Annotated in this window: 11 protein-coding genes; 6 read left to right on the forward strand and 5 right to left on the reverse strand. The window is 71.7% G+C overall.

What is annotated here, in order from left to right; genetic code table 11:
* Positions 1-12: 12 nt before the first annotated feature.
* From CLT75_RS14020 to CLT75_RS14030, 3 genes are all read right to left on the reverse strand, one after another.
* Positions 13-9,147 (reverse strand): golvesin C-terminal-like domain-containing protein, encoded by a 9,135-nt coding sequence (locus tag CLT75_RS14020; protein WP_135241072.1) that lies wholly within the window; start codon positions 9,145-9,147, stop codon positions 13-15.
* A gap of 518 nt (positions 9,148-9,665) precedes the next feature.
* Positions 9,666-10,451 (reverse strand): DUF4184 family protein, encoded by a 786-nt coding sequence (locus CLT75_RS14025; RefSeq protein ID WP_135241073.1) that lies wholly within the window; start codon positions 10,449-10,451, stop codon positions 9,666-9,668.
* A gap of 22 nt (positions 10,452-10,473) precedes the next feature.
* The gene (locus CLT75_RS14030; RefSeq protein ID WP_135241074.1) at positions 10,474-11,172 is read right to left on the reverse strand and encodes an HAD family hydrolase; all 699 of its coding nucleotides are present in this window, start codon (positions 11,170-11,172) and stop codon (positions 10,474-10,476) included.
* A gap of 138 nt (positions 11,173-11,310) precedes the next feature.
* On the opposite strand from CLT75_RS14030, the gene CLT75_RS14035 reads away from it, so the two are divergent.
* A complete protein-coding gene (locus CLT75_RS14035; protein ID WP_486485172.1) occupies positions 11,311-12,636 on the forward strand; it encodes a hypothetical protein in 1,326 nt (441 codons plus the stop codon).
* A gap of 70 nt (positions 12,637-12,706) precedes the next feature.
* Here the strand turns inward: CLT75_RS14035 and CLT75_RS14040 are convergent, their stop codons facing one another.
* Complete coding sequence (locus CLT75_RS14040; protein WP_135241075.1) at positions 12,707-15,427, reverse strand: MGH1-like glycoside hydrolase domain-containing protein; 2,721 nt, start codon at positions 15,425-15,427, stop codon at positions 12,707-12,709.
* Between the two features lie 42 nt (positions 15,428-15,469).
* Here CLT75_RS14040 and CLT75_RS14045 point away from each other — a divergent pair, with 42 nt between their 5' ends.
* The 5 genes from CLT75_RS14045 to CLT75_RS14060 all read left to right on the forward strand — a co-directional run bounded on the left by CLT75_RS14045 (position 15,470) and on the right by CLT75_RS14060 (position 22,321).
* Positions 15,470-17,413, forward strand: coding sequence for a glycogen debranching enzyme family protein (locus CLT75_RS14045; RefSeq protein WP_135241076.1), 1,944 nt, complete (start codon positions 15,470-15,472; stop codon positions 17,411-17,413).
* Positions 17,414-17,543: 130 nt separating this feature from the next.
* A complete protein-coding gene (locus tag CLT75_RS14050) occupies positions 17,544-18,869 on the forward strand; it encodes a glycosyltransferase family 4 protein (RefSeq protein ID WP_486485173.1) in 1,326 nt (441 codons plus the stop codon).
* 70 nt (positions 18,870-18,939) lie between these two features.
* Positions 18,940-20,949 carry a serine/threonine-protein kinase gene (locus CLT75_RS14055; protein WP_486485174.1) on the forward strand — a complete coding sequence of 670 codons (2,010 nt, stop codon included), beginning with the start codon at positions 18,940-18,942 and terminating at the stop codon, positions 20,947-20,949.
* Entirely contained in the window at positions 20,946-21,392 is a 447-nt protein-coding gene (locus CLT75_RS33280) for a hypothetical protein (RefSeq protein WP_486485175.1), read from the forward strand. Before CLT75_RS14055 ends, CLT75_RS33280 begins: the two co-directional genes overlap by 4 nt.
* Positions 21,393-21,511: 119 nt before the next feature.
* Positions 21,512-22,321: a metal-dependent hydrolase gene (locus tag CLT75_RS14060; RefSeq protein ID WP_135241078.1), complete on the forward strand. Its 810-nt coding sequence runs from the start codon at positions 21,512-21,514 to the stop codon at positions 22,319-22,321.
* Position 22,322: 1 nt separating this feature from the next.
* On the opposite strand, the gene CLT75_RS14065 is transcribed toward CLT75_RS14060, so the two are convergent.
* Positions 22,323-22,808, reverse strand: a complete 486-nt coding sequence (locus tag CLT75_RS14065; RefSeq protein WP_135241079.1) for a hypothetical protein — start codon at positions 22,806-22,808, stop codon at positions 22,323-22,325.
* Between the last annotated feature and the right edge of the window lie 302 nt (positions 22,809-23,110).

Here is a 23,110-nt window from a genome sequence, read left to right on the forward strand (position 1 = left end):
CTCACCCTTGCGTCAACTCCGCTTCCGAGGGTTCGGGTTGGATCCCCATGTCACGGTTCGATACCTGTCAGTCGCCTTGGTGTATATGCCGACGTAGCCGTTCGGACCGTTGACGTGGAGCGTGTCGAGATCCATGTTTCTAGCCAAGGCCGCCAGGCTGGACCTGCAGTAGGAACACGGATACGCGGGTGTGTCACGGTTCTTGCCGAACCAGCCCGCCGTGGTGAGGGTTGCTGAACCACCGCGGTGACCGGCATTGGCCGCCTGCATCATGGCATCCGTCTCGGCATGGGTCAGGGAGTTCGGGTTCATGCCCGGGAGCTCCGGATAGTTCTGACCATGACCGTTGACACCGTAATAGGACTTTCCATCGATGTCCAACTTGGCAACGACATCAACCGAGTCGCCGTCCGGTGAGTTTCGCAGTTCGGTGCGCATCTCGTCGGCGGTCGGACAGGCGTCGTTGTGGGCGAGTACGGGGGTTTCGCCGGCGAGGACGTAGTAGGTGTGCTGTCCGTCGACGGTGAAGTTGTGTACTCGCTGGACCTGGGTCTTGTGCCGGATGGCAGAGATCTGGACCCAGGTGCCCGACGATGTCTGGAGCCAGGCGCCGGCCTTGAGCTGGCCGGCGGTGACCCAGACCCCGGAGTCCGGCAGGTAGAACCGGTGACCGTCAGTGGCCACGATGGTGCTGGTCTTGTCGCCGGAGGTGCCGTCGGTGTCCACGACGATGGTGACAAGCTTCTTGACCCCGTCGCCCCGGATGAGCTGGGTAACCGGACGGCTCTGCCGGTCGCCCGACTCGACGTCGGGGGCGAGGACCCGGTCCCCGACCTTCACGTCCTCGATCGCCTTGGTCGAGCCGTCGGCCAGCAGCACCCTGGTGCCCGGGACGAAGCTGTTGCACTTGGTCGGCTTCGCCGGGGTCTCGGTCTTCGGCTTCGGTGTGTTGGTGGGCAACGCCTTGGAGGCGTCGGTGGTCGCCTCGACGCCCTTCTTGACGTCGTTGGCGGTGTCGATGCCGTCGGCGATCTTCTTGCCGGTCTTGGCGAGCTTCGCCGCCGCCACCGCGTTGCCCGCCAGCGGGATCGCCGAGGCCATCGACAACGCCGCGTCGACGTAGTTGCCCTCGGCCGCGTACCAGATGCCGTTGGCGACGTCGGCTACCTCACCGACCACCGGCACCATGCCGACCACGTCCAGGGTGGCGTGGCCGATGTCCGACCACGACATCCCGAACAGGTGCCCGTCCAGCTCGATGAAGCTGATCGGGTTCCCGCCGGCGAATGCGTACCGGTTACCGGTGAACGGATCCATCCCCAGCGCCATGTCCGCCATCGCGCCGCCGTAGGTGTCCCGCGTCAGGAACCGGTTCAGACCCGGGTCGTAGTTGCGGAACCCCATGTCGTACGTGCCCGAACCCGCGTCCCACCGGGAGGCGTTGAACCGGAACGCGTTGTACGGCTCCTCCCCCTCCGGCTGCGCACCCGGCTTGTCCACACCGGTGAACTGCGACGAGTCGTCCTTGCCGTAGGCGGTGTATCCGTACGTCGCCCGGGTCTTGCCGTCCTCCTTCGTGATGCCGATGACGTCACCACGCGGCCGGTAGATGAACTGCGAGTACTCCCGCGCCCCGTCGTCCTTGTGCTTGATCTGGGTCAGCTGCTGACCCCACGGCGCGTACTGGTACGACTTCGTCGCCTTGCCCGCGACCTCCTCGCGCAGCACCTGGTTGTCCATCCCCAGGTACGTGAACAGGGTGGTCTTGCCGGCCGTCGTCTGCGACACCGTCCGGTCGAACGGGTCGTACACGTAGGTCGTCGACTTGGCGTTGGCGCCGACGCCCGCGGTGGTCTTCGCGGTCCGGTCGAAGCCGTCGTAGTAGTACTTCTGCGCCCGCTGGCCACCGACCGACACCGTGTCGAGGCGCCCCAGCGGGTCGTAGTTGTACGTCGAGGTCACACCCGCCGTGGTGGTCGAGTGCAGCCGGTTCCGGTCGTACTTGCTGGTGCTCGTCGTCCCCCCGACGGTCTGCGACACCGTGTTGCCGTTGGCGTCGTAGGTGTAGGTCTCCGTCGAGGTGCTGTCGCCGGTCTTGTCCAGCTTGGCGATCCGGTCCTGCGGGTCGTAGCTGAAGACGTACGTGTTGTCGATGTAGTCCGACGAGTTGTCGGCGTTCATCAGCTTCAGCACGTCCCGCGACGGGTGCCCGTTGGCCTGGTACTGGAGGTTGTGCTCGGCGACTGTGGCCCCGCCGGAGGTCTTCTCCAGTTGACGCTTGGTGGCGCCGTCGAGGTAGTACTCGAAGTCCACCGTGTTGCCGTTGGGCTTGGTCTGCTTGAGCACCTGCCCGCGGTTGGTGTAGGTGAACGTCGAGACCTGCTGGTTGCCGGCCGTCGGCGAGTCGGCGTTGGTGACCTTGGCGACCATGTCCCGCGGGTCGTACTCGATCTTCGACCAGGTGAGGTCATGGGTCGAGGTGAGCGGGTTGCCGTTGTCGTCGTAGGTCAGCGCCGTGGTGTTCTTCGCGCTCGTGTCGTCGAGCCCGGCGAACTCCTTCACCGTGGAGATCTGGTTGAGCTGGTCGTACGCGATGTCGTACCGGCCGATCTTCGCGCCCGGGCTGAGGTCCTTGACCTCGACCATCATCCCGTTCGGGTTGTACCGGTAGGTGAACTCCTTGCGCTCGTTGTCGACGTCGGCGGAGTTGTCCCGCACCAGCTTGACCGCGTCGGCCAGCACCTTGCCGGTCGCCTGGTCGGTGACGGTGATCTTCTGGACGCCCTCCTCCTTGAAGGAGTAGCTGCCCAGGCTGATCCAAGCGCCGGGGTTCTGCGTCTGGTTCACCGTCTTCGTGACGCTGCCGCCGTCGTGGGTGACTGTGAACTTCGCGTCCGTCGCGGCGCCGGTGACCTGCGGGTGCCGGACGAACACCTCGTACGTGCCGTCGCGCGGGATGGTCAGCTGCCAGTTGAACTGCGCCGACCCGCTGCCGGCCGGAGCGGTGGAGACGTCGTAGCCCCACTGCCCGGTGGCGGTCCCGTTGCTCCAGGTGCCCTGCGAGGCGGTGTTGTGGGAGTCGGTGTTGTCGACCAGGACCACGTCCTTGCCGACCGGCAGGCCGTCCTCCGACCGTCCCTTCTCGTTGCCGGACTGGTAGTACTGCCAGGTCATCGTCCGCGTGGTCGACCCGCCGGCCGAGCTCAGCGTGTTCTTTGTCTGCTGGCCCAGGTCGTTGTAGTCGTAGGAGTTGACGATGTCCCACGGGTCCTTGGACGTCCTGGTCCACCCGTTGTCGTAGTAGGTGTACTCGGTGTCGTTGCGGACCGTCTGCCCGTCCGACGGGGGCGCGCTGACCTTCGTCAGGTTGCCGATCTCGTCGTAGCTGTAGAAGGTCTTGTCGGGCGTGTCGTAGCGGCTGTCGTCCTTGTCGTAGGACGACCACTCCTCCTTCTTGCGGTTGAGCGCGTCGTAGACGGTCACCACGGAGAAGTCGTCGGCGTCGTCGGTGGTGTCCACCCCGCGCGGGGTGATCAGCTTCGTCTGGTTGCCGACCTGGTCGTACTCGTACTTCGTGGTGCGGTAGGTGACGGTGCCGGAGCCGTCCTTGCTGTGCGGCACCTTCGACTCCACCAGCGCGCCACGGGCGTCGTACGTCGCCAGCGACTCGTTGCCGTCGGCGTCGGTGGTGCCGAGCGTCAGGCCGTCCTTGTCGTAGCGGGCGGTGGTGAACTTGCCCGCCGCGTCAGTGGTCTTCACGACCCGGCGGTTCAGGTCGTACTCGTACTTCGTGGTGAAGTCGTCCGCCGCGCTGGCGGTCTTCTTCGCGTCGTACAGGACCGTGACGTTGCCGACGTTGTCGTAGTCGGACTTCACCTTCTGGCCGAGGCCGTTGGTGACCTCGATCGGCTGGTAGATCGCGTCGTACTTCGTGGTCGTGGTGTAGTCGCCCACAGTCGAGGTCAGGTTGCCCTGCGGCTCGGTGACGGTGAGGACGTTGCCGACCTTGTCGTACGTCGTGGTCGTCTTGCGTTCCGGGTCGCCCGTCTCGTCCGTCGGGGCGAGCGTCTCGACGACCTGGTCCGCCTTGTCGTAGACGGAGGTCGACACGGCACCGTTCGCGGCGTACGCGGTGGTGATGTTGTCGTTCGGGTCGTACACCGGGGCCTTGGTGGTGATGAAGCGGTTGCTCGCCGCGTCCATCGGCTCCACCTTGATGGTCGGCCGGCCGAACGTGTCGTACGCCTGGGTGACCTTGGCGTTCTTGCCGTTCTTGACCTCGGTGACGTTGCCCCGGTCGTCGTAGGTGAAGTACGACTTGCCGGTGCCCGCGTCCGTGACGGTCGTCGGGTACCCGCTCGGGTGGAACGGGCCGTACGCCGTGGTGTTGCCGTTGGCGTCCCGGGCGCTGAGCAGCTGGCCCCACTCGTCGTAGGTGTTGACGCTCGTGTAGTCGCCGTCGGCCGGCGTGGTGTTGCCGACCGGGTCGGTGACCGTCGCGATGTCGCCCTCACCGGTGTACGTGAAGGTCCACTTGCGGCCCTCGGAACTGGTCTTGCTGACCACCTCGGCCACGTAGCCGTTGAGCTGACGCTGGTAGGTCAGCACGGTGCCCGGCCAGCCGTTCCTGACCGCCTCCGCGTCCCGGATCTGGGTCGGGTAGCCGGTCTTCGGGTCGAACGCCCAGGTGGAGACCGCGGTGTTCGCCTCCTCCAGCCGGATGACGTTGTGGTCGTCGTCCCAGCCGGTCTTGGTGACCTCGTTCTTGGCGTTCGTGACCTGGTACGCCCGGCCGTAGCCGTCCAGCAGGTACTGGGAGGCGTGGTTCTCCGCGTCGGTGACCGTGGCGTTGATGTTGCCGCCCTGCGGGCCGTCCGGGTCCACGTAGCCGAACTGGGTCAGGTGGGTGAGCCGGTCGGTGTAGGACTTCGTGGTCCAGTGGAACTTCGGGTCGTCCCCGGTCTGCGGGTAGTTGTAGACCACGCCGGTCGCGTTGCCCCGCGGGTCGGTGACCTTGACCAGCTTGACGTTCTTGTTGCCCTGGGTCATGTCGTAGGCGAACTTGAACGTCTTCGGCGTGCCGTTCGTCGACCCGGCCCCGTCGATCAGCTCACCGAGCAGGCCCTTGTCGGTGTAGGTGAACGTGAGCTTGCGTCCCGAGACGTCGGTGATCTGCGAGATGTGGTCGATGATCTTCGGGTTGGTCAGATTCGTCGCCCCGGAGACCCGCGTCCAGGTGGTGTCGTTGATGTAGTCGTACGTCTGGCCCTTGGCGTAGTAGTCGATGGTCAGGGTGGTCCGGCCGGTCGGATCGGTGATGTACCGCAGGAACTTCGTCGGCTTGTTGTTGGACTTGCGCTCCTCGTAGGTGAAGAGCATCTCGTTGCCGTTGTTGTCGACGACGCTCGACAGGAAGCCCTCGCAGTCGTAGAAGAACTGCGTCCGGTCCGGCCGGGTGAGCACCCACGCCTTCGGCTCGTCGGTGTTGGGCTTGCAGTCCACGCTGCCGTACTTCTGCAGGTAGAGGTGCACGCCCTTCGGGCTCTTCCACTCGTTCGCGGTCGCGTCCCAGGTGAACCGGTGGCTGGTGCCGTCGCCGTCGGTCAGGGTGACCTTGGTGGGGTTCGGGTTGGGGTGGAAGTCCAGCGGGGCGCCGAGGCGCATCATCGACGACGCCTGCAGCGACCAGCCGTACCCGGCCACCGTGTCGGTGGTGTCCAGCGAGTTGTAGGACATCCGCACGAACGTCGACAGGCCCCGGGACGGGTTGTTGAACGCGTTGTACGACCAGACCGAGTTGCCGGAGTACAGGTTGTTCATCAGGGTGCCGCCGGCGCCGGTGTTCTTCCCCGCGTACGAGTAGAACTTCTCCAGGCCGAGCTGGTCGGAGGTCGGCTCCTCGACGGAGATGTTCTGCGGCAGCGCCGGGATCGACGCGGTCTCCGACAGCTTCTTGCCGGTGAGCTTGTTGCGCAGGTCCCACTGGAGCACGTAGTCGGTGCGCTCGTTGCCCTCGGTGGACGACGGCGGCGTCTTCACCTGCGCGGCGACGTCGACGGTGCCGCCGGCCGGGACGCTCTTCGGCAGTGCGGTCCGCAGCTCGTAGGCGGCGTCGGCGCCGTCGGTGACCCCGTCGGCCCGCTTCCAGTCGTAAGCCAGTTCCCAGTCGGTCGGGTTCCACGCCGTGAGCGTCGGGTTCGACAGCGTCACCGGCACCGTGTACGTCGAGTCGGCGGTCGCCAGCGCCGGCGTCGAGGCCGCGTAGTACGTCGACTCCGCGGTCTGCTCCAGGTAGGTGACCTCCAGCGTGGGCCGCAGCAGCGGCTCCGGCGCCTCGGACGACAGCAGCACCGCCCGCGCGGTCTGGTTCGCCTCGTCGCGCTGCCGCAGCAGCAGGCCGAAGTTCTTCGTCGAGTCCTTGACCCAGCCGTCGGCCGCCGGGGTCACGTCCCAGGAGGCCCACTTGGGGTCGTTCGTGAACTGGTTGAAGCTTGCCTTCCACGAGGTGTCGTAGTCACCGCCGGCGGTGGTCCACGCGTTGGTGCCGTCGTAGGTGTTCCACGTCGCGCCGGTCTCGGTGAAGTTCCGGGTCAGCTTGTGGACGTCGACGTACTCGTCGGTGTCGGTGCCCGGGTAGAGCCCACTGTTGTACAGCCGCAGGTCGGCGTCGACGACCTTGGCGTTCGCCGGGATGCCGGTCAGCGCCGGGAACTTCACCAGGCCGCGGGTGTCGCCGTAGTAGGACGAGTTGTTGCCCGGGCTGACGTACGGGTCACCGTCGTAGACGTCCACGTTCTCCGTCGGGCGGGCCTGGGAGAGCGTGGTGTCGGTGGTGCCGGTGCGGTAGATCCGGGTGATCTGGCCCGCCTTCGGCAGGATCGCCGACTGGGTGGGCCCGGCCACGACCTGCCCGTCGCGGGTCTTCACCGCGACCATGTAGTAGTAGAACTTCCGCGCCAGCGGGTCGGTGTTGTCCGCCGCCGTCGGGATCGCCGTGGTGTCCTGGTACGTGCGGGTGCTGGTGGACACCGGGGCGATCAGGGTCGCCGCCGACGGGGTGAAGTTCTGGTAGATGCTGCGGTGCACCTGGTACTCCACCGCGTCGTCCGCCGTCGACGACGACGGGTCGACGTACGCGGGCCAGTCCAGCACCGCGCCGGTGGCGGTGAGCGTCGTCGGTGGGCTGACCGCCACGCCCGGCCGGCCGTACGTGATGACCAGCTTCGGCAGGTTGTAGTCCCGGCGGGCGTTGTTGTACGCGTACTCGGAGGCCTCGTAGATCGGGCCGCCTCGGCCCTTCGCCGCCTCGTCGACCGCCTTCACCATGAAGCCGTGGTTGGCCGACGTTCCGTTGACCCAGTCCTGCACGACGTTGCGGACCGGGAAGGAACTCCACGTGTTGGAGACCGAGGCCTTCTTGGTGGCCGCCCCCCACTTGGTGAACCGCACCGCGTCGGCGATCACCGACTTGCCCGACACGTCGCCGAGGACGACCTTGCCGGTGGTGCCGGCCGCGAACGGGTGCACGCCGAGGGTCTTCCACTCGCCGCGCGCGCTGCCGGTCTGGTCGACGGTGTACGTCTTCGACCCGCCGTTGTAGTGCACCGTGTAAGGCGCGTTCGTCGGCCGGTCCGACTCCGAGACGTAGTGGACCTCGACCTGGTAGTTGCCGGCCTCGGTGATGGTCGGCACCCAGGTGTGGGTGTTGCCGGTGGCGGCGTCGTTGTTGAAGCGGTAGTCGCCGTTGACGGCCAGCCCGGTCAGCGCCGTGTTCGTCGAGTACGACCAGGTGCCGGACACCGAGGTGCCGGCGTCGCCGTCGTCCTGCGTGACCATGTTGCCGGCCGGCTGGGCGGCCATGTTGGCGTTCATGTTCGCCCAGGTCGCGGTGCTCTCGGTCCACGGCTGGGTGACCTTGCGGGCCTCCATGGCCACGTCGAAGCCCCACGCGTGGTGGGTCTGCGAGTAGTACATCTGCAGCTGCGCGTCGTCGATCGGCGTGTTCCGCGGGATCGAGCCGACGTCGAACTTGACCAGCGTGCGGTACGCGTTCGACGCGTCCGTGCCGACCTTCAGCTGGTAGGTGTCGTTGTAGTTGGTGGTCGTGGCGCCGGAGTAGATCTGCACGTCCTGCGCGTCGGTGGGCACCGGCTGCAACTTGATCGTCGGGTCGATCACCACCGGGTAGACCCGGGACCGGTCGGCCAGCCAGCCCGCGTCGGCGGTGATCGTGACGGCCGACGTGTCACCCGACCGGGTCACCTTCTGGGTGACCTTGTCCGACCACACCTTGCCGTGCGGGGAGGACTTGTCGTCCTTGTTGTCGTACATGAAGGGCGCCGGCATGACGAACACCGGAGCGCCGCCGTCGCGGCCGACGAACGCGATCGATCCGTCGTCGCGCTGCTGCGCGGTCAGGCCCGCCGTCTCCAGCGTGAAGGTGTAGGATACCGGACCGGCCGGCGGCTGCCGCAGGACGATCTTCTCCTTCAACGCGGTGCTGGTCACGTCGTAGACCACGTCCGCGCCACCGGCCAGCCCCGGGTACGTCACCGTGGAGCCCGACACCTTCGGGCTGACCTTCTCCGCGGCGCCGGCCAGGCCCAGTTCGATCGCGCGGCCGTCCCGCTCGAAGCGCACGAGGTCGTCCGAGCTGTCGCCGAAGAGGCTGGTGTAGGCGTTGGTCCGGTTGCCCTGCACGTAGCCGGACCCGCCCACCGGACGGACCGTGGTGTCGATGGGCTGCCACTTGCCCCTGCTGTCGCGGTAGTGCAGCGGCGTGGCGGAGATCTCCGCCTGCAACCGCCCGTCGGACAGCTGGTAGATCTTGGCGTTCTCGGTCCGCCGGCCGGTCAGCTCCTTGACCCGCTTCTGCGCCGGCCACTTCCGGCCGGCGGCGGGCTTGTCGGTGCGGTAGAGCCCGGCGCTGACCACCTCGGGTCTGGCGCGGTGACCACCACCGGCGACCAGGCCACGCGCGGCGCCGCCGAGCCGGTCCAGCAGTCCGCTGTCGTCGTTCTTCCCGCTCGGCGCGGCCTGCTCCGTCGCGGCGGGGTCGCGGTCCGGCAGGACCGCGGCACCGCCCAGCGTGGCCACCATGGCCAGCGCCAGGCCCCCGATCAGGGCGCCTTTCGATGGTCGTCTCACCCGTTACCCTCCGGTCAGCTCCGGTGACAGGACGGGTGAAGGCTAGGAACACCACATACACGCTCGGCTATTTGTCAGCTACTTCGCGGCCGGTGCCGGGAGTGCGGGCGACCGGGCCCCGAGCAGGCAGAACCGTCCCGCCGACGGCGGGCGGCGCATCGATCGCGAGAGGTGCCGAGCGCGAACGGCACGGCGGCAGGGGCCGGACGGGTCAGGACCGGGTCCGCAACTCCCCGGTCCTGACCCCGGCCGTCCGGTTCGGTAGCGGTCTGCGCCACGGGAACACGGCAGGCGTGGCACGACGCCTTCCGCCGGGCTCCGCGCGGCGAGCCGGTATGCCCGCACTCAGCTCCACGGTGCTCTTACCACCGGACTCCGGTGCGCCCCCCGTCTCACCCCGACGAGACGTGGGCGCCGGCTCAGGTTAGGCGCGTCCGCGCAGGCCGGACAAGCGATGACCGGCGACCGCGCTTGTGATTGATGTCTATGCCGAATTGCGGCATGTCGGCGTAACGGGGTCAGCCGGTTTCGCGCTGTTCGACTTCGAGACGCGGACTGCGCCCGGCCTGCCGCGGCGGCACGGTCCGGGCCGCGACGGCACCGGCGACGAGCGCCAGCGCGGCCACGTGCAGCGCCCGTACACCCGCCGGGGCGGGGACGCCCGCGGCCGGCAGCGCGGGCATCAGCAGCGCGCCGAGCCCGGTGACCGCCAGCGCCACCCGCCAGAACACGTTCGGGTTCGCCTCCGGCGCGGATTCGGGTACGCCGCCCGCCCGCAGCCCGCGGCGGGCCTCGTGCACGGCCAGGACGACCACCAGCAGCCCGCCGGCGAGACCGGCCACCACGTCCACGAAGCGGTACCAGTACACGCCGGTCACGGCGTGGAAGTCGGCGATCCCCAGCAGCCGGGGCAGCCGGTCGCTGTCGCTGACCCGGTCCCACGCCACGTGGCTGAACGCGCCGATGAGCGCCGAGCAGACGGTCACCTGCCAGGGGTGGCGCACCCGGGCCAGCGTCACGTACCAGGGCCAGCCGAACAACCGCTGCCCGGGCAGGTGCACTGCGATGCCGGCGACCACCCTGCGCACCACCCAGGCGTACACGAGGGCGACCGGCAGGCACCACCAGAGCAGGCCGCCGAGCGTGTGCGTCCGCAGGTCCCGGGCCGCTGCCGTACCGGCGAACAGGTACGCGACGTCCGGCGCCACCGCGCCGGTGCACAGCGCCACCCCGTCGAACCAGCCCGGCCGCCACTGTTTCAGCGGCAGTACCGGCGCCAGGTGCGACGGGAAGGTCAGCGGCACCTCCCGGACGTTACCGGCCCGCTCAGAAGTGATGGACCAGGTCGGGGAACGCGGCCAGCCGGATCACCCGCTGGTCGGACGGGTCCAGCTCGTCGTGCTCCAGGACCCAGGTGTTCTCGTTCGGGATGAAGACCGCGTTCATCCCGGCGGCCCGGGCGGGCAGGATGTCCGAGCGCGGTGAGTTGCCGATCATCCAGGCGGCCGCCGGGTCGAAGGCGTGTTCGCGGGCCAGCCAGCGGTAGGTGTCGGCGTCCTTCTCCGGGACGATGTGCGCGGCCCGGAAGTGGTGCAGCAGCCCGCAGGCGTCCAGCTTGCGCTGCTGCTCCTCCCGCTCGCCCTTGGTCAGCAGCAGCAGCTCGTGCCGGCCGGCCAGGTCGTCGAGCGTCTCGGCCACGCCCGGCATCAGCTCCACCTGGTGCCCGACCAGCGCCGCGGCGAGCTGCTCGATCTCGGCGCGCTCCCGCGCGGTGGCCGGCCGCTCGCGCAGCTTCTCCAGGCACTCGCCGAGACTGCGCAGGAAGACCTTGCTGCCGTAGCCGTGCGCGACGGCGTTGGCGCGCTCGATGTCGTCGAGCACCGCGCGGATCCGGGTCCGGTCCAGCGTGGGGTGATCCAGCCAGGTGAGGAAGTCGTCGATGACGCGCTCGAACAAAACGTTGTTCTCCCAGAGCGTGTCGTCGGCGTCGAAGACCAGCACGGCGGCGTCCCGGCGCGACGGCATCGTGTCCCCCTCCCCCTCGCGGACCTCGCACACCGTACTGCCCGGTCGCCGGACGGGCCACGCGGATTATCCGGTCGGCGGCCCGTTACCGGCGGCTACCCGACTGCGGAATCCCTGGTCCGACGGCATGCTTCGGCCATGACGATCTCACCCGATCATCCACCTGGACGACGGCGACGGCGGCGCGCCGCCGTCGCGGTGGCCGCGACGCTCGCCGTCGCGGGCGCGGCGCTGCCGGGATCCCCGGCACTGGCCGTCAACGCCTCACACACCACAGTGGTCGGCACCAACCCGGTCGACTGGACGCCGCACGCGCTGGACGGCACCGTCCACCGCATCCTCCAGATCGGCAACCGCGTGTACGTCGCCGGCACGTTCACCAAGGTGCGCAACGCCGGCCAGTCGGCCCAGCTGGCGATGCCCCGGCTGGTGGCGCTGGACGCGACCACCGGCCGGATCGACACCACGTTCCGGCCCCAGGTCAACGGCGCGGTCAAGGCGCTCGCCGCCGCGCCGGACGGCCGCTCGCTCTACATCGGCGGCGCGTTCACCACTGTCAACGGCACGGCGGCGTCCCGGCTGGCCCGGATCGACGCGGCCACCGGCGCCCGGGTCGCCGGTTTCACCACACCGGCGCTGAACAACCAGGTGAACGACATGCGCCTGGTCGGCAACCGGCTGATCGTCGGCGGCGCGTTCCAGACCGTCGGCGGAGTGACCCGGCGTGCCCTGGCGGCGGTGAACGCCACCACCGGGGCGGCCGACGCGTCGGTCAACCTGAACCTGGCCGGCCCGCGCAAGACCACGTCCGGTGCCACCGCGCCGGTGAAGGTCGAGGCGCTGGACGTCTCCGCCGACGGCACCCGGCTGGTGTTCGCGGGCAACTTCAGCACGGTGGCGGGTGTGGCCCGGCACCAGCTCGCGGTGGCGAACCTGTCCGGCACGGGCGCCACGCTCTCCGGCTGGGCCACCGACCGCTACCAGCCGCAGTGCGCGCGGTCGATGCCGTCGTACCTGCGCGGGGTGGACATCTCCCCGGACGGCACCTGGTTCGCGGTGGTCACCACCGGCGCGGCCTTCCCGGGCACGCTCTGCGACACCGCGGCGCGGTTCGAGTTCGGTACGGCCACCGGCGGCAAGCAGCCGACCTGGGCCAACTACACCGGCGGCGACACGCTGCTGTCGGTGGCGGTGACCGGCGCGGCGGTCTACGTCGGCGGGCACCAGCGCTGGCTGGACAACCCGCAGGGCCGCAACTCGGCCGGTCCGGGCGCGGTGTCCCGGCCGGGCATCGGGGCGATCCACCCGACCACGGGTAAGGCGCTGCCGTGGAACCCGACGAAGGACCGCGGGGTGGGCACCGGCGAGCTGTACGCCACCGACCGTGGTCTGTGGGTCGGCAGCGACACGGTGACGGTGGCCGGCGAGTACCACGCCCGGCTGGCGTTCCTGCCGCTGCCGTGAGCGGGCGGGGCGCGGCGGTACTCCCGTCGCGCCCCACGCGTCAGCGGCGCAGGGGTGAGGGTCGGCCGCGTCAGCGGCGCAGGGTGAGGATCAGGTCGGCGACCAGCGCGGTCCAGCCGGTCTGGTGCCAGGCGCCGAGGCCGGCGCCGTTGTCGCCGTGGAAGTACTCCGGGAAGCAGATCAGGTCGCGCCAGTCCGGGTGCGTCTGGAACAGCTGCGCGGCCCCGTAGATCGGCCGCCGCCCCCAGCCGTCGCGGGTGAACAGCGAGATCAGCCGCGCGGACAGGTCGTCGGCGATCTCGTCGAGCGAGCGCTTCACCCCGGACCGGGTCGGGTACTCGACCTGGAGGTCGTCGCCGAAGAACGCCGCGTAGTCGCGCAGCGCGCTGATCAGCAGGAAGTTCGTCGGCATCCAGATCGGGCCGCGCCAGTTGGAGTTGCCGCCGAACAGGCCGCTGGTCGACTCGGCCGGCTCGTAGCCGACGCTGAACTCCTGCCCGCCGAGCGTGACGGTGAACGGCTTGTCCAGGTGGGCCCGGGACAGCGTGCGCAGCCCGTACTCGGAGAGGAACTCGTCGGTGTCGAGCATCCGGGCCAGCAGCCGTACCACCTGGTCCGGGGCGACCATCGACAGCAGCCGCTGCTGGCGGCCGTCCGGCCCGATCCGGCGGGCGCCGATCACCTCCGCGTACTCCGGGCGGTTGGTGAGGAACCAGCGCAACCGCGCGCCCAGCTCGGGCAGGCGGCGCATGGTCCGGGCGGTCAGCCGGGTGACGGCTGCGAGCGGCAGCAGCCCGACCACCGAGCGCACCTTCAGCGGCACCTTCGTCCCGTCGGCCAGCCGCAGCACGTCGTAGAAGAACGCGTCCTCGGCGTCCCACAGCCCCTGGTGGTACGCCGCGGCGGCGATGTACGCGAAGTGCTCGAAGAACTTGGTGGCGGTGTCCACGTACGCGCGGTCGTGCTCGGCCAGCACGATCGCCATGTCGAGCAGGTTGAGCGCGTACATGGCCATCCAGCCGGTGCCGTCGGACTGCTCCAGCACGCCGGCCACGGGCAGCGCGGCCGAGCGGTCGAACGGGCCGACGTTGTCCAGCCCGAGGAAGCCGCCCTCGAAGACGTTGTTGCCGCCGGTGTCCTTCCGGTTGACCCACCAGGTGAAGTTGAGCAGCAGCTTGTGCATCACCCGGGCGAGGAACTCGTGGTCGCGGGAGCCGTCGATCTCGAAGACCTTCAGCGCCGCCCAGGCGTGCACCGGCGGGTTCACGTCCCCGAACGCCCACTCGTACGCCGGGATCTGCCCGTTGGGGTGCAGGTACCACTCGCGCAGCAGCAGCAGGATCTGCTCCTTGGCGAAGCCCGGGTCGACCCGGGCGATGGTGACGCAGTGGAAGGCCAGGTCCCAGGCGGCGTACCAGGGGTACTCCCACGGGTCCGGCATGGAGATCACGTCGAAGCTGTTCATGTGCCACCAGGCGCTGTTGCGCCCGTGCCGGCGGCCGGCCGGCGGCGGCGCGGAGCCGGGGTCGCCGGCGAGCCAGCGCTCGACGTCGAAGTGGTAGAACTGCTTGCCCCACATCAGCCCGGCGATGGCCTGGCGGGCCACCAGCGCCTCGTCGGCGGTGGCGGCGGCCGGGATGACGGTGTCGAAGAACCGGTTCGCCTCGGCCCGGCGCGCCCAGAGCACGGTGTCGAACCCGTCGCCCAGGTCGGCCGGGGCGGGCGGCGCGGCGGCCGGCGGCGGCGCGGTACGGGTCAGCCGCAGCCGGATCTGACGCTGCTCACCGGCCGGCACGTCGAGCACGTAGTGCAGTGCGCCCTTGGTGCCGGTGCGGTCCGGGTTGACGGTGGCGGCGCCGGCCACGACGTGGTCGTTGATGCCGTCCTTCGGGTACGCCGACCGCCCGGGCAGCCCCCAGAGCCGCTCGGCGTTCGTCTCGTTGTCGCACAGCAGCGGCACCGGGTCGCCGTCGCCCTCCAGCAGGATCTGGCCGAGCACCCAGTGGTCACCGACGAGGCGGGCGCCGCCCCGCGCCCCGGCCTCCTCGCCGGCCAGCTTCGGCATCCGGTCGGTGCCGGGCAGGCCCCACGCCCAGGTGTTGCGGAACCACAGCGTGGGCAGCACGTGCAGCGTCGCGTCCCGGTCGCCCCGGTTCGCCACGGTGACCAGCACGCACATGTCGACCGGGGACGCCTTGGCGTAGTCGACTGTCACCGCCCAGTACCTGTCGTCGTCGAAGATGCCGGTGTCGACCAGCTCGTACTCGGTGTCGTCCCGGCCGCGCAGCGCGTTCACCGCGACCAGCTCGTCGTACGGGAACGCGGCCTGCGGGTAGTGGTAGCGCCAGCGCATGAAGGAGTGCGTCGGGGTGCTGTCGAGGTACCACCAGTACTCCTTGACGTCCTCCCCGTGGTTGCCGCCGTCGCCGCCGAGGCCGAACATCCGCTCCTTGAGGATCGGGTCGCGCCCGTTCCACAGCGCGAGGGCGAAGCAGAACGTCTGCCGGTCGTCGCAGACGCCCGCCATGCCGTCCTCGTTCCACCGGTACGCTCGGGACCGCGCGTGGTCGTGGGGGAAGTAGTCCCACGCCGTGCCGTGTTCGCTGTAGTCCTCCCGGACGGTCCCCCACGCCCGCTCGGACAGATAGGGGCCCCATGCGCGCCAGTCCTGCTCCCCGGCGTCGGCCTGGGCGAGCCGGTGCCGCTCGGGGTCGGGGGACGCGGAGGTCGACCGGTCGGTGATCACTGGCACATCTTCGACGCCGCCGGGGTACTTCTCCACAGCGGCCATTGTCGCCGTGGCATGTCACACCTCGCTGCCGGTGGAGGAAAGTTGATCGACATCCGTTTCGGGCCGCGGGTCTGCGGCGAGCTGTCCGCCGCCGCCGCGCGGGAATGGCTGGTCACGGACGGGCGCGGCGGGTACGCCATGGGCACCGTCGCCGGGCTGCGTACCCGCCGGTACCACGGGCTGCTCGTGGTGGCCGGTGACACGCCCGCGTCCCGCAAGGTGGGACTCGTGAGCCTCGACCCGGCGGTGACGCTGCCGTCGGGGCGGCAGGTCCGCCTCGGCGCGCACGAGTGGTCCTCGGGCGTGGTCGACCCGCGCGGCTTCGAGCTGCTGGAGCACTTCGACCTGGCCGACGGGGTGCCGCGCTGGCGGTGGCGCGTCGGCGACGTGGTGATCGAGCGGGAGATCGCCATGACGTACGGCCGCTCCTGCGTCGCGGTGGTGCACCGGCTGATCTCCGGCGGCCCCGTACGGCTGGACCTGGCGGCGGCCTGCACCTGGCGCGACGCGCACGGCGAGCGGCGCGCCGACGGCCCGGCGCCCCGGCTGGAACCGGCGGCCGGCGGCGCGGTGGTCGACGGCGCGTACCGCCTGGCCGGGCCGGACTGGACGCCGGAGGGGCAGTGGTGGCACGGGGTGCGCCACCGGACCGAGGCCGAGCGCGGCCTGCACCCGGACGAGGACCTCTGGTACGCGGGCCGGTTCACCGGCGCGCTCGACGAGCCGGGCGCGACGGTGTCGGTGCTGGCCTGGGCGGACGACCTGGCCGAGGAGCCGCCGCCGGCGACCGCCGTGGTCGAGGCGGCCCGGCGGCGCAGCCGCGCGGTGGTGGCGGCGGCGAAGCCCGGCGACGCGGTCGAGGCGACGCTCGCGCTCGCCGCCGACGCGTTCGTGGTACGCACCGCCACCGGCCCGGACGTGGTCGCCGGATACCCCTGGTTCGGGGCCTGGTCCCGGGACACGATGATCTCCTACGAGGGCCTGTTCCTGTGCACGAACCGGGCCGACGAGGGCCGGGACCTGCTGCGGGCGTACGCGGCCACGCTGAACGAGGGCATGCTGGCGAACACCGCCGACACCGGCCGGGTCGAGTACAACACCGTCGACGCGACGCTGTGGTTCCTGCACGCCGTGCACCGGCACGTCACCGTCACCGGCGACACCGACCTGGGCCACGAGCTGCTGCCCGCGCTGCACGCCGTGGTCGAGGCGCACGTCGCGGGCACCCGGTACGGCATCGGCGTCGACCCGGCCGACGGGCTCCTGGCCCAGGGCGGCCCGCCGGACGTGGCCCTCACCTGGATGGACGCCCGGGTGTACGGCGTGCCGGTGACCCCGCGTACCGGCAAACCGGTCGAGGTGAACGCGCTGTGGATCAACGGGCTGGCCGGGCTCGCCGAGCTGACCGAGCTGGCCGGACGCGACGCCGCCGCGCTGCACACCCTGCACCACCGGGCCACCGCCGCGTTCCGGGAGCGCTTCCCCGCCCCGGCCGGCTGGCTGCACGACGTGGTGGACGCGCCGGCGCCCGCGTACCCGCTGGGCGGGGCCGCGCACCACGACGACGATCTGCTGCGCCCCAACCAGCTGCTCGCCTGGTCGCTGCCGCACGCGCCGCTGGAGCCGGACGAGGCCGCGCTGCGCCGGATCACCGAGGCGCTGTTCACCCCGCTCGGCCCGCGCAGTCTCGCCCCGGACTCCCCCGGCTACACCGGCCGGCACCGGGGCGGGCCCGCCGAGCGGGACTCCGCGTACCACCAGGGCACCGTCTGGCCGTGGCTGACCGGGCCGCTGCTGGACGCGTACCGCCGGGCCGGGCTGCCCACCGACGACCTGCTCGTGGGTCTGGTGGGCCACCTCGCCGAGGACGGCCTGGGCTCGGTGAGCGAGACCGCCGACGGCGCGGCGCCGCACGCGGCCACCGGCTGCCCGTTCCAGGCGTGGTCGGTGGCCGAGCTGCTGCGCGCGCGGCGGATGCGCCGGTAACGCGTTACAGACCGGCAACCGGCGCGTCGCCGCCGGTTATCGACCCCTGGGCAGGATGGGTGCCGACCCCACCGGACACCGCGGCGACGCCGCCGCCGGGGTGGGGACGCCACAACTCAAAGGGGGCCGCGTGTCAGCTGACGCCGAAGTGATCGACATCCAGCCCGCCCGGCGCCTGCGGGTGCTGCTGCTCTCCTGGGAGTACCCGCCGGTGCTCGTCGGTGGCCTCGGCCGCCACGTCCACGCGCTGTCAGTGGCGCTTGCCGCCGCCGGGCACGAGGTCACAGTCGTCACCCGCCACGCCGAGGGCGCTCCCCTGGAGGAGTACGCCGACGGCGTGCGCGTCGTCCGCGCCGCCGAGGACCCGGTCCGGTTCCCGCTCGCCACCGGCTCGCTGCTGGCCTGGACGATGGCGTTCAACCACACGCTGACCCGGGCCGCGCTGCGCGCCGCCTCGTCCGGCACCTACGACGTGATCCACGCCCACGACTGGCTGGTCGCGCACACCGCCGTCACGCTGGCCGAGCACCTGGACGTGCCGCTGGTGACCACCATCCACGCCACCGAGGCGGGCCGGCACCAGGGCTGGCTGCCGGAGGAGATGAACCGCACCATCCACGGTGTCGAGCACTGGCTGAGCAACGCCTCCGGCCGGGTGATCGCCTGCTCCGGGTACATGCGCGACCAGGTGGCGCGGCTGTTCGGCGTACCGGCCGGGCGCATCGACGTGGTCGCCAACGGCGTCGACGACCGGGCCTGGCGGGCCCGGCCGCACGCGGTCGCCTCCGCCCGGGCGCGCTTCGCCGCGGGCGGGCCGCTCGTCGGGTACGCGGGCCGCCTGGTCTACGAGAAGGGCGTGCAGCACCTGGTGCACGCCGTGCCGCACCTGGCGAAGCGGCACCCCGGCCTGCGGGTGGTGATCGCCGGCGACGGGCCGTACCGGGACGAGCTGGTCGACCAGGCGCGGCGGCTGCACCTCGGGGACACGGTCCGGTTCGCGGGTTTCATGGACGCCACCCAGCTTCCCGCGGTGCTCGCCGCCACCGACGCCACGGTGATCCCCAGCCTCTACGAGCCGTTCGGCATGATCGCGCTGGAGGCGGCTGCGGCCGGCGCGCCGCTCGCTGTGGCGCGTACCGGCGGGCTGGCCGAGATCGTCGAGCCCGGGGTGACCGGTGTGACGTTCCCGCACGGCGACCCGGACGCGCTGGCCGGCGCCGTCGACCGGCTGCTCGGCGACGAGGTGTTCGCCCGGCGGGTGGCGCGTGAGGCGCGCAGCATGGTCAGCCGGCGCTACACGTGGTCGGCGATCGCCGCCCGGACCGCCGCCGCCTACGCCACCGCCCGCCGCGACCACGACGCGTTCCAGGCCCGCCGGGCCACCGCCCTGCTGGCCGGCGACCGGTCCCCGATCGCCGTCCCGGAGGGGAACCTGCTCGCCGGCGCGGCAAGTTAGCGCTGACATGCGATAGGTACCGTCCGATCCGTTGGCTATTGTGGACCACTGACCAGCGGTGAGGAGTGCGGTGCGGGAGGTAGTGATCGCGGGGCGGTACCGCCTGCTCGAACTGGTCGGCCGCGGCGGGATGGGCCAGGTCTGGCGGGCGCGCGACGAGGAGCTGCAGCGCGAGGTCGCGGTGAAGCAGGTCGTGCCGCCGAACTGGCTCGCCGAGAACGAGCAGGACGAGCTGCGCGCCCGTACGCTGCGCGAGGCGCGGACGTCCGCGCGGCTCAACCACCCCAACGTGGTGCGGGTCTACGACGTGGTCCGGGTCCAGGGCGAACCCTGGCTGATCATGGAGTACGTCCCGTCGCGCTCGCTCCAGGAGATCATCGAGACCGACGGTCCGCTGCCGCCCGGCCGGGCCGCCGAGATCGGCCTGTCGGTGCTCGCCGCGCTGCGCGCCGCGCACGACGCCGGGGTGCTGCACCGGGACGTGAAGCCCGCGAACGTGCTGCTGGCCCGGGACGGGCGGGTGCTGCTCACCGACTTCGGGCTGGCCGTGTTCCAGGGCGGCGACGGCGCGATGACCCGGCCCGGCCTGGTCCTCGGCTCCCCCCAGTACGTGGCTCCGGAGCGGGCCGCCGAGGGCGTGTCGAGCGTCGAGGCGGACATGTGGTCGCTCGGCGCCACGCTGCACGCCGCGGTGGAGGGCCGCTCCCCGTACGCCCGCAGCACCGCGATGGCCACGCTCGCCGCGCTCGCCACCCGGCCGCCCGACCCGGCCCCGCACGCCGGCCCGCTGACGCCGGTGCTGACCGGGCTGCTGCGGCGCGACCCGCGTACCCGCCTGGGTCACCGCGAGACGGCCCGCCTGCTCGGCGTCGCCGCGGTGTCGGAGGTCGACGCGGAGGCCGCCGGATCGGCGGGCCGCGCCACCGCGCCGCCGGCCGAGCGGCCGGCCGCCGGACGCGAGGCCGACGCGGCGGGTGACGAGCCGGGGTCACCGGGGAACCCGGCGGCCACGGGCGGCATCTACCCGGACCTGATGCCACCGGCCGCCGCCGCCCGCGCGTGGAGCCGGGCGGCGAAGCGCAGCGAGTGGGCCCCGCCCGCCGAGGGCGACCGCGCGCCACCGAGCGGCGAGGTGGCCGACGCCGCCGGTCCGGCCGCCCGCGCGGACACCGGCGGTCCGGCCGGCCGCTCGGGCGCGCTCGGGCGCACGGACGCCGGCGCGTCCTCGTCGCCGATCGGCCGCGCGGAGGGGAACCTCCGTCCGGACGCGAACGGCGGCTCGGGCGCGGTCGGCGGCTCGGGAGCCCTCGGAGGCGCGGGCGCGGGCGGCCCGGGCGGCGGTCCGCAGGCGGCCGGAGGCCCGAGAACGGCCGGTGGGCCCCCGTGGCCGACGGCCCGCCCGCCGCCGGTGGCCCGGCGAGGGACGGCGGCTCGGGTGCGGTCGGCCGCTCGGCCGCTGTGGGCCGGGCGGCACCCCCGGAGAGCGCCCGGCCCGGTGAACCGGAACGCAGCCATGCGGGCGAGCCGGAGCAGGCCGCGACCGCCGAGCCCTCCCGGGGCGGGCCGGCCCGCCCGGGCCCGATCAGCCTCGGCCCCACCGTCCTCACCAGCTTCGTCGACCCGGGCAGCCCGGGCGGCCCCGAGTCGGCGCCCCGCGCCGACGCCCTCAGCCCGGTGCACATCGTCGGCCCCGGCGCCGCGCCGGTCGCCAAGCCTCAGCCGGTCGCCCACAGCGGGCCTGTCGACAGCGGCGCGGTTCACCCGGCCCCGCCCCGGCCCGCCGGCGTCCCCCGCCCCGCCGATCCCCCGCTCACCTCCGGTGACGGGAACCCGCTGCACCGCTGGGGACTCGTGCTGGGCGCCGTGCTGCTGGCGGTGGCGACCGGGGTGGGCACCGCGCTGGCGATCACCGGTGGCCGCGACGATGCGCCGCAGGCGGGCAGTTCCACCGAGGCCGTCGCCCGCCCCTGGGACCGTCCGCCCGGGCCGGGCGTGCCGCCTCCGCCGTTCCCCTGCGTCCGGCCCGACGTGGCCGGCACGCCGGTCCGCAAGGGACCGCCACCTGACGACCCGCCGGTGACCGTTCCGGCCGGCTGGGTCTGGCCCGCCGACACCGGCGGCTTCCGTATCGCCCTGCCCGCCGGCTGGCTGCAACTGCGCTCCGGTGACACCACCTGCTTCCAGGACCCGGAGACGCGGCGCATCCTGGGCGTCGAGCCGTACCCGGGCGGTGATCCGGTGGGCCGGCTGAAGTCGTCCGAGCGGGACCTCACCTCGGCCGGCCGGCTGCCGCACTACCAGAAGGTCCGGCTGGAGTCCGACGGCCCGGGCGCGGCGTGGGAGTGCCGCTGGACCGCGCCGTACGGGGAACGGATGCGCGCGTTGCGCGTCCTGCCCGGCGAGCGGGCCGGCTGGACGCTCGGCTGGACCACCTCCGACGCCGACTGGCCCGCCGCCTCGAAGCAGTTCGCCGTCATCCGCGCGAGCCTCGGCACGGTCCGGCCCACCCGTACCGCGGGCTGATGCGGCGCGGCGGACACCACTTCCCCAGTGGACCGTCCGGCTGATGCCCCGCTGTCGCACGGGCTGACTACAGTGGCGTAGTTTTTGTGGATCAAGATCTTCGGGAAGGGCGAGCCGAGATGATGGGACCGTCCCACGCGCTCTCGGGCGCGGCGGTGTGGCTGACCGGCTCCTGGGCGATGGCCCAGTTCGCGGACTACCACCAGACACCGCTGGCCCTGGCGGTGGGCACCGCGGTCTGCGCCGGCGGGGCACTCTTTCCCGACCTGGACCTGTCCGGGAAGGTCACCCGCAACCAGGGCGGCGCCACCGTGGCCCGCACCTTCGGCGTGGTCAGCCTCTTCGTCGCCGAGGTGATGGAGAAGATCTCGCTCGGCGTCTACTACGCCACCAAGCTCAGCAAGGACCCGCGCCGCAACAACGGGCACCGCACGCTGACCCACACCATCCCGTTCACCGTGCTCGTCGGCTGGGGCACCACCGCGCTGTGCGCCCACTACGGCAAGTGGGCGGTGGTCGGCATCCTCTTCTTCATGATCGGCCTGGCGCTGCGCGGGCTGTTCGACCAGTGGGCCGAGCGCGCCGGCTGGGTGGTGGTCACGCTGGTGTCCGCCGCCGCGGCCTGGTTCACGTTCGCCAACCTGCCCGGCGACCGGGGCTATCCGATGATCGGGCTCGCGGTCGGGGTGGGCTGTTTCGTACACATCCTCGGCGACATGATCACCCGGGCCGGGGTGCCGATCCTGTGGCCCATCCCGATCAAACGCCGGATGTGGACGATGATCGGCCTGCCCAACAAGATCGCCCTGCGGACCGGCAGCAAGGCCGAGACGGTGGTGCTGCGCACCGCGATGACGATCCTGTCCGTCCTGGCCGCGGTGGGGCTGGTCGCCCCGTCGGTGCTGCAGCGCTTCGACATCCAGATGTAGGTCAGCCCGCCTCGGCGCGCATCGGGCGGGCGGTGGCCGCCCGGGCGCGGATCAGCCGGGCGGTCCGGCCCACGCCGCGGGCGGTGAGCGCGTACGCCGCCGTCGGCGGGAGGGCCAGCAGCGCGGCGATCCCGGCCACCAGCGGCAGCCGAGCGCCGGGCACGTCCGTGGCGACCGCCGTCGCGGCGGCGTACCCGGCGGCCAGCACGACCGCGACGAGCCCGGCGTACGCGAGCGCCGGACCGGCCCGCCGCCGCCCCGCTGCCTCACCGAGCGCGACGGCCGGCGCGAACAGCAGCGGCGGCGCGGCCACACCGAGCAGCGCCGCGATCAGCACCAGCAGCGGCCCGGCCAGCGGGCCGCCCGGGTCGGCGCCGGTGACCAGCGCGTACGCCAGCAGGCCGAGGTAGCCGGCGACCGCCTCCGCGACGACGACGAGCCACGCCGCAGCGGCTCCGGCGAGATGACGAGCGACAGTGGTGCCCACGTTGTGCCCTCCCCCGTGCGGACGGCGCGACGACCGTCCCATGGGAACGGTAGCGCTCGGGGTGGCGCCGGGCAGAGGCCGCACCCGGCATCACTCTGGGTAGGGAAGCAGGCGTCATCGGTCGCCCGCGCGGGCGACCGACGACACGCTAATGCGCATTAGTGCCGAGGTCCGCCTACTGTCGCGCGCCCGGTTGGCCCTTGTCAAGATCCCCGCCCGATCGGCCGCCGGACAGCGGCGGGCACGGCTGCTAATCCGCATTACATCAGGGAGTTCATCGAACGGAAATCTTCCCGCCACCC

The sequence above is a fragment of the Micromonospora sp. CNZ285 genome (assembly GCF_004637285.1).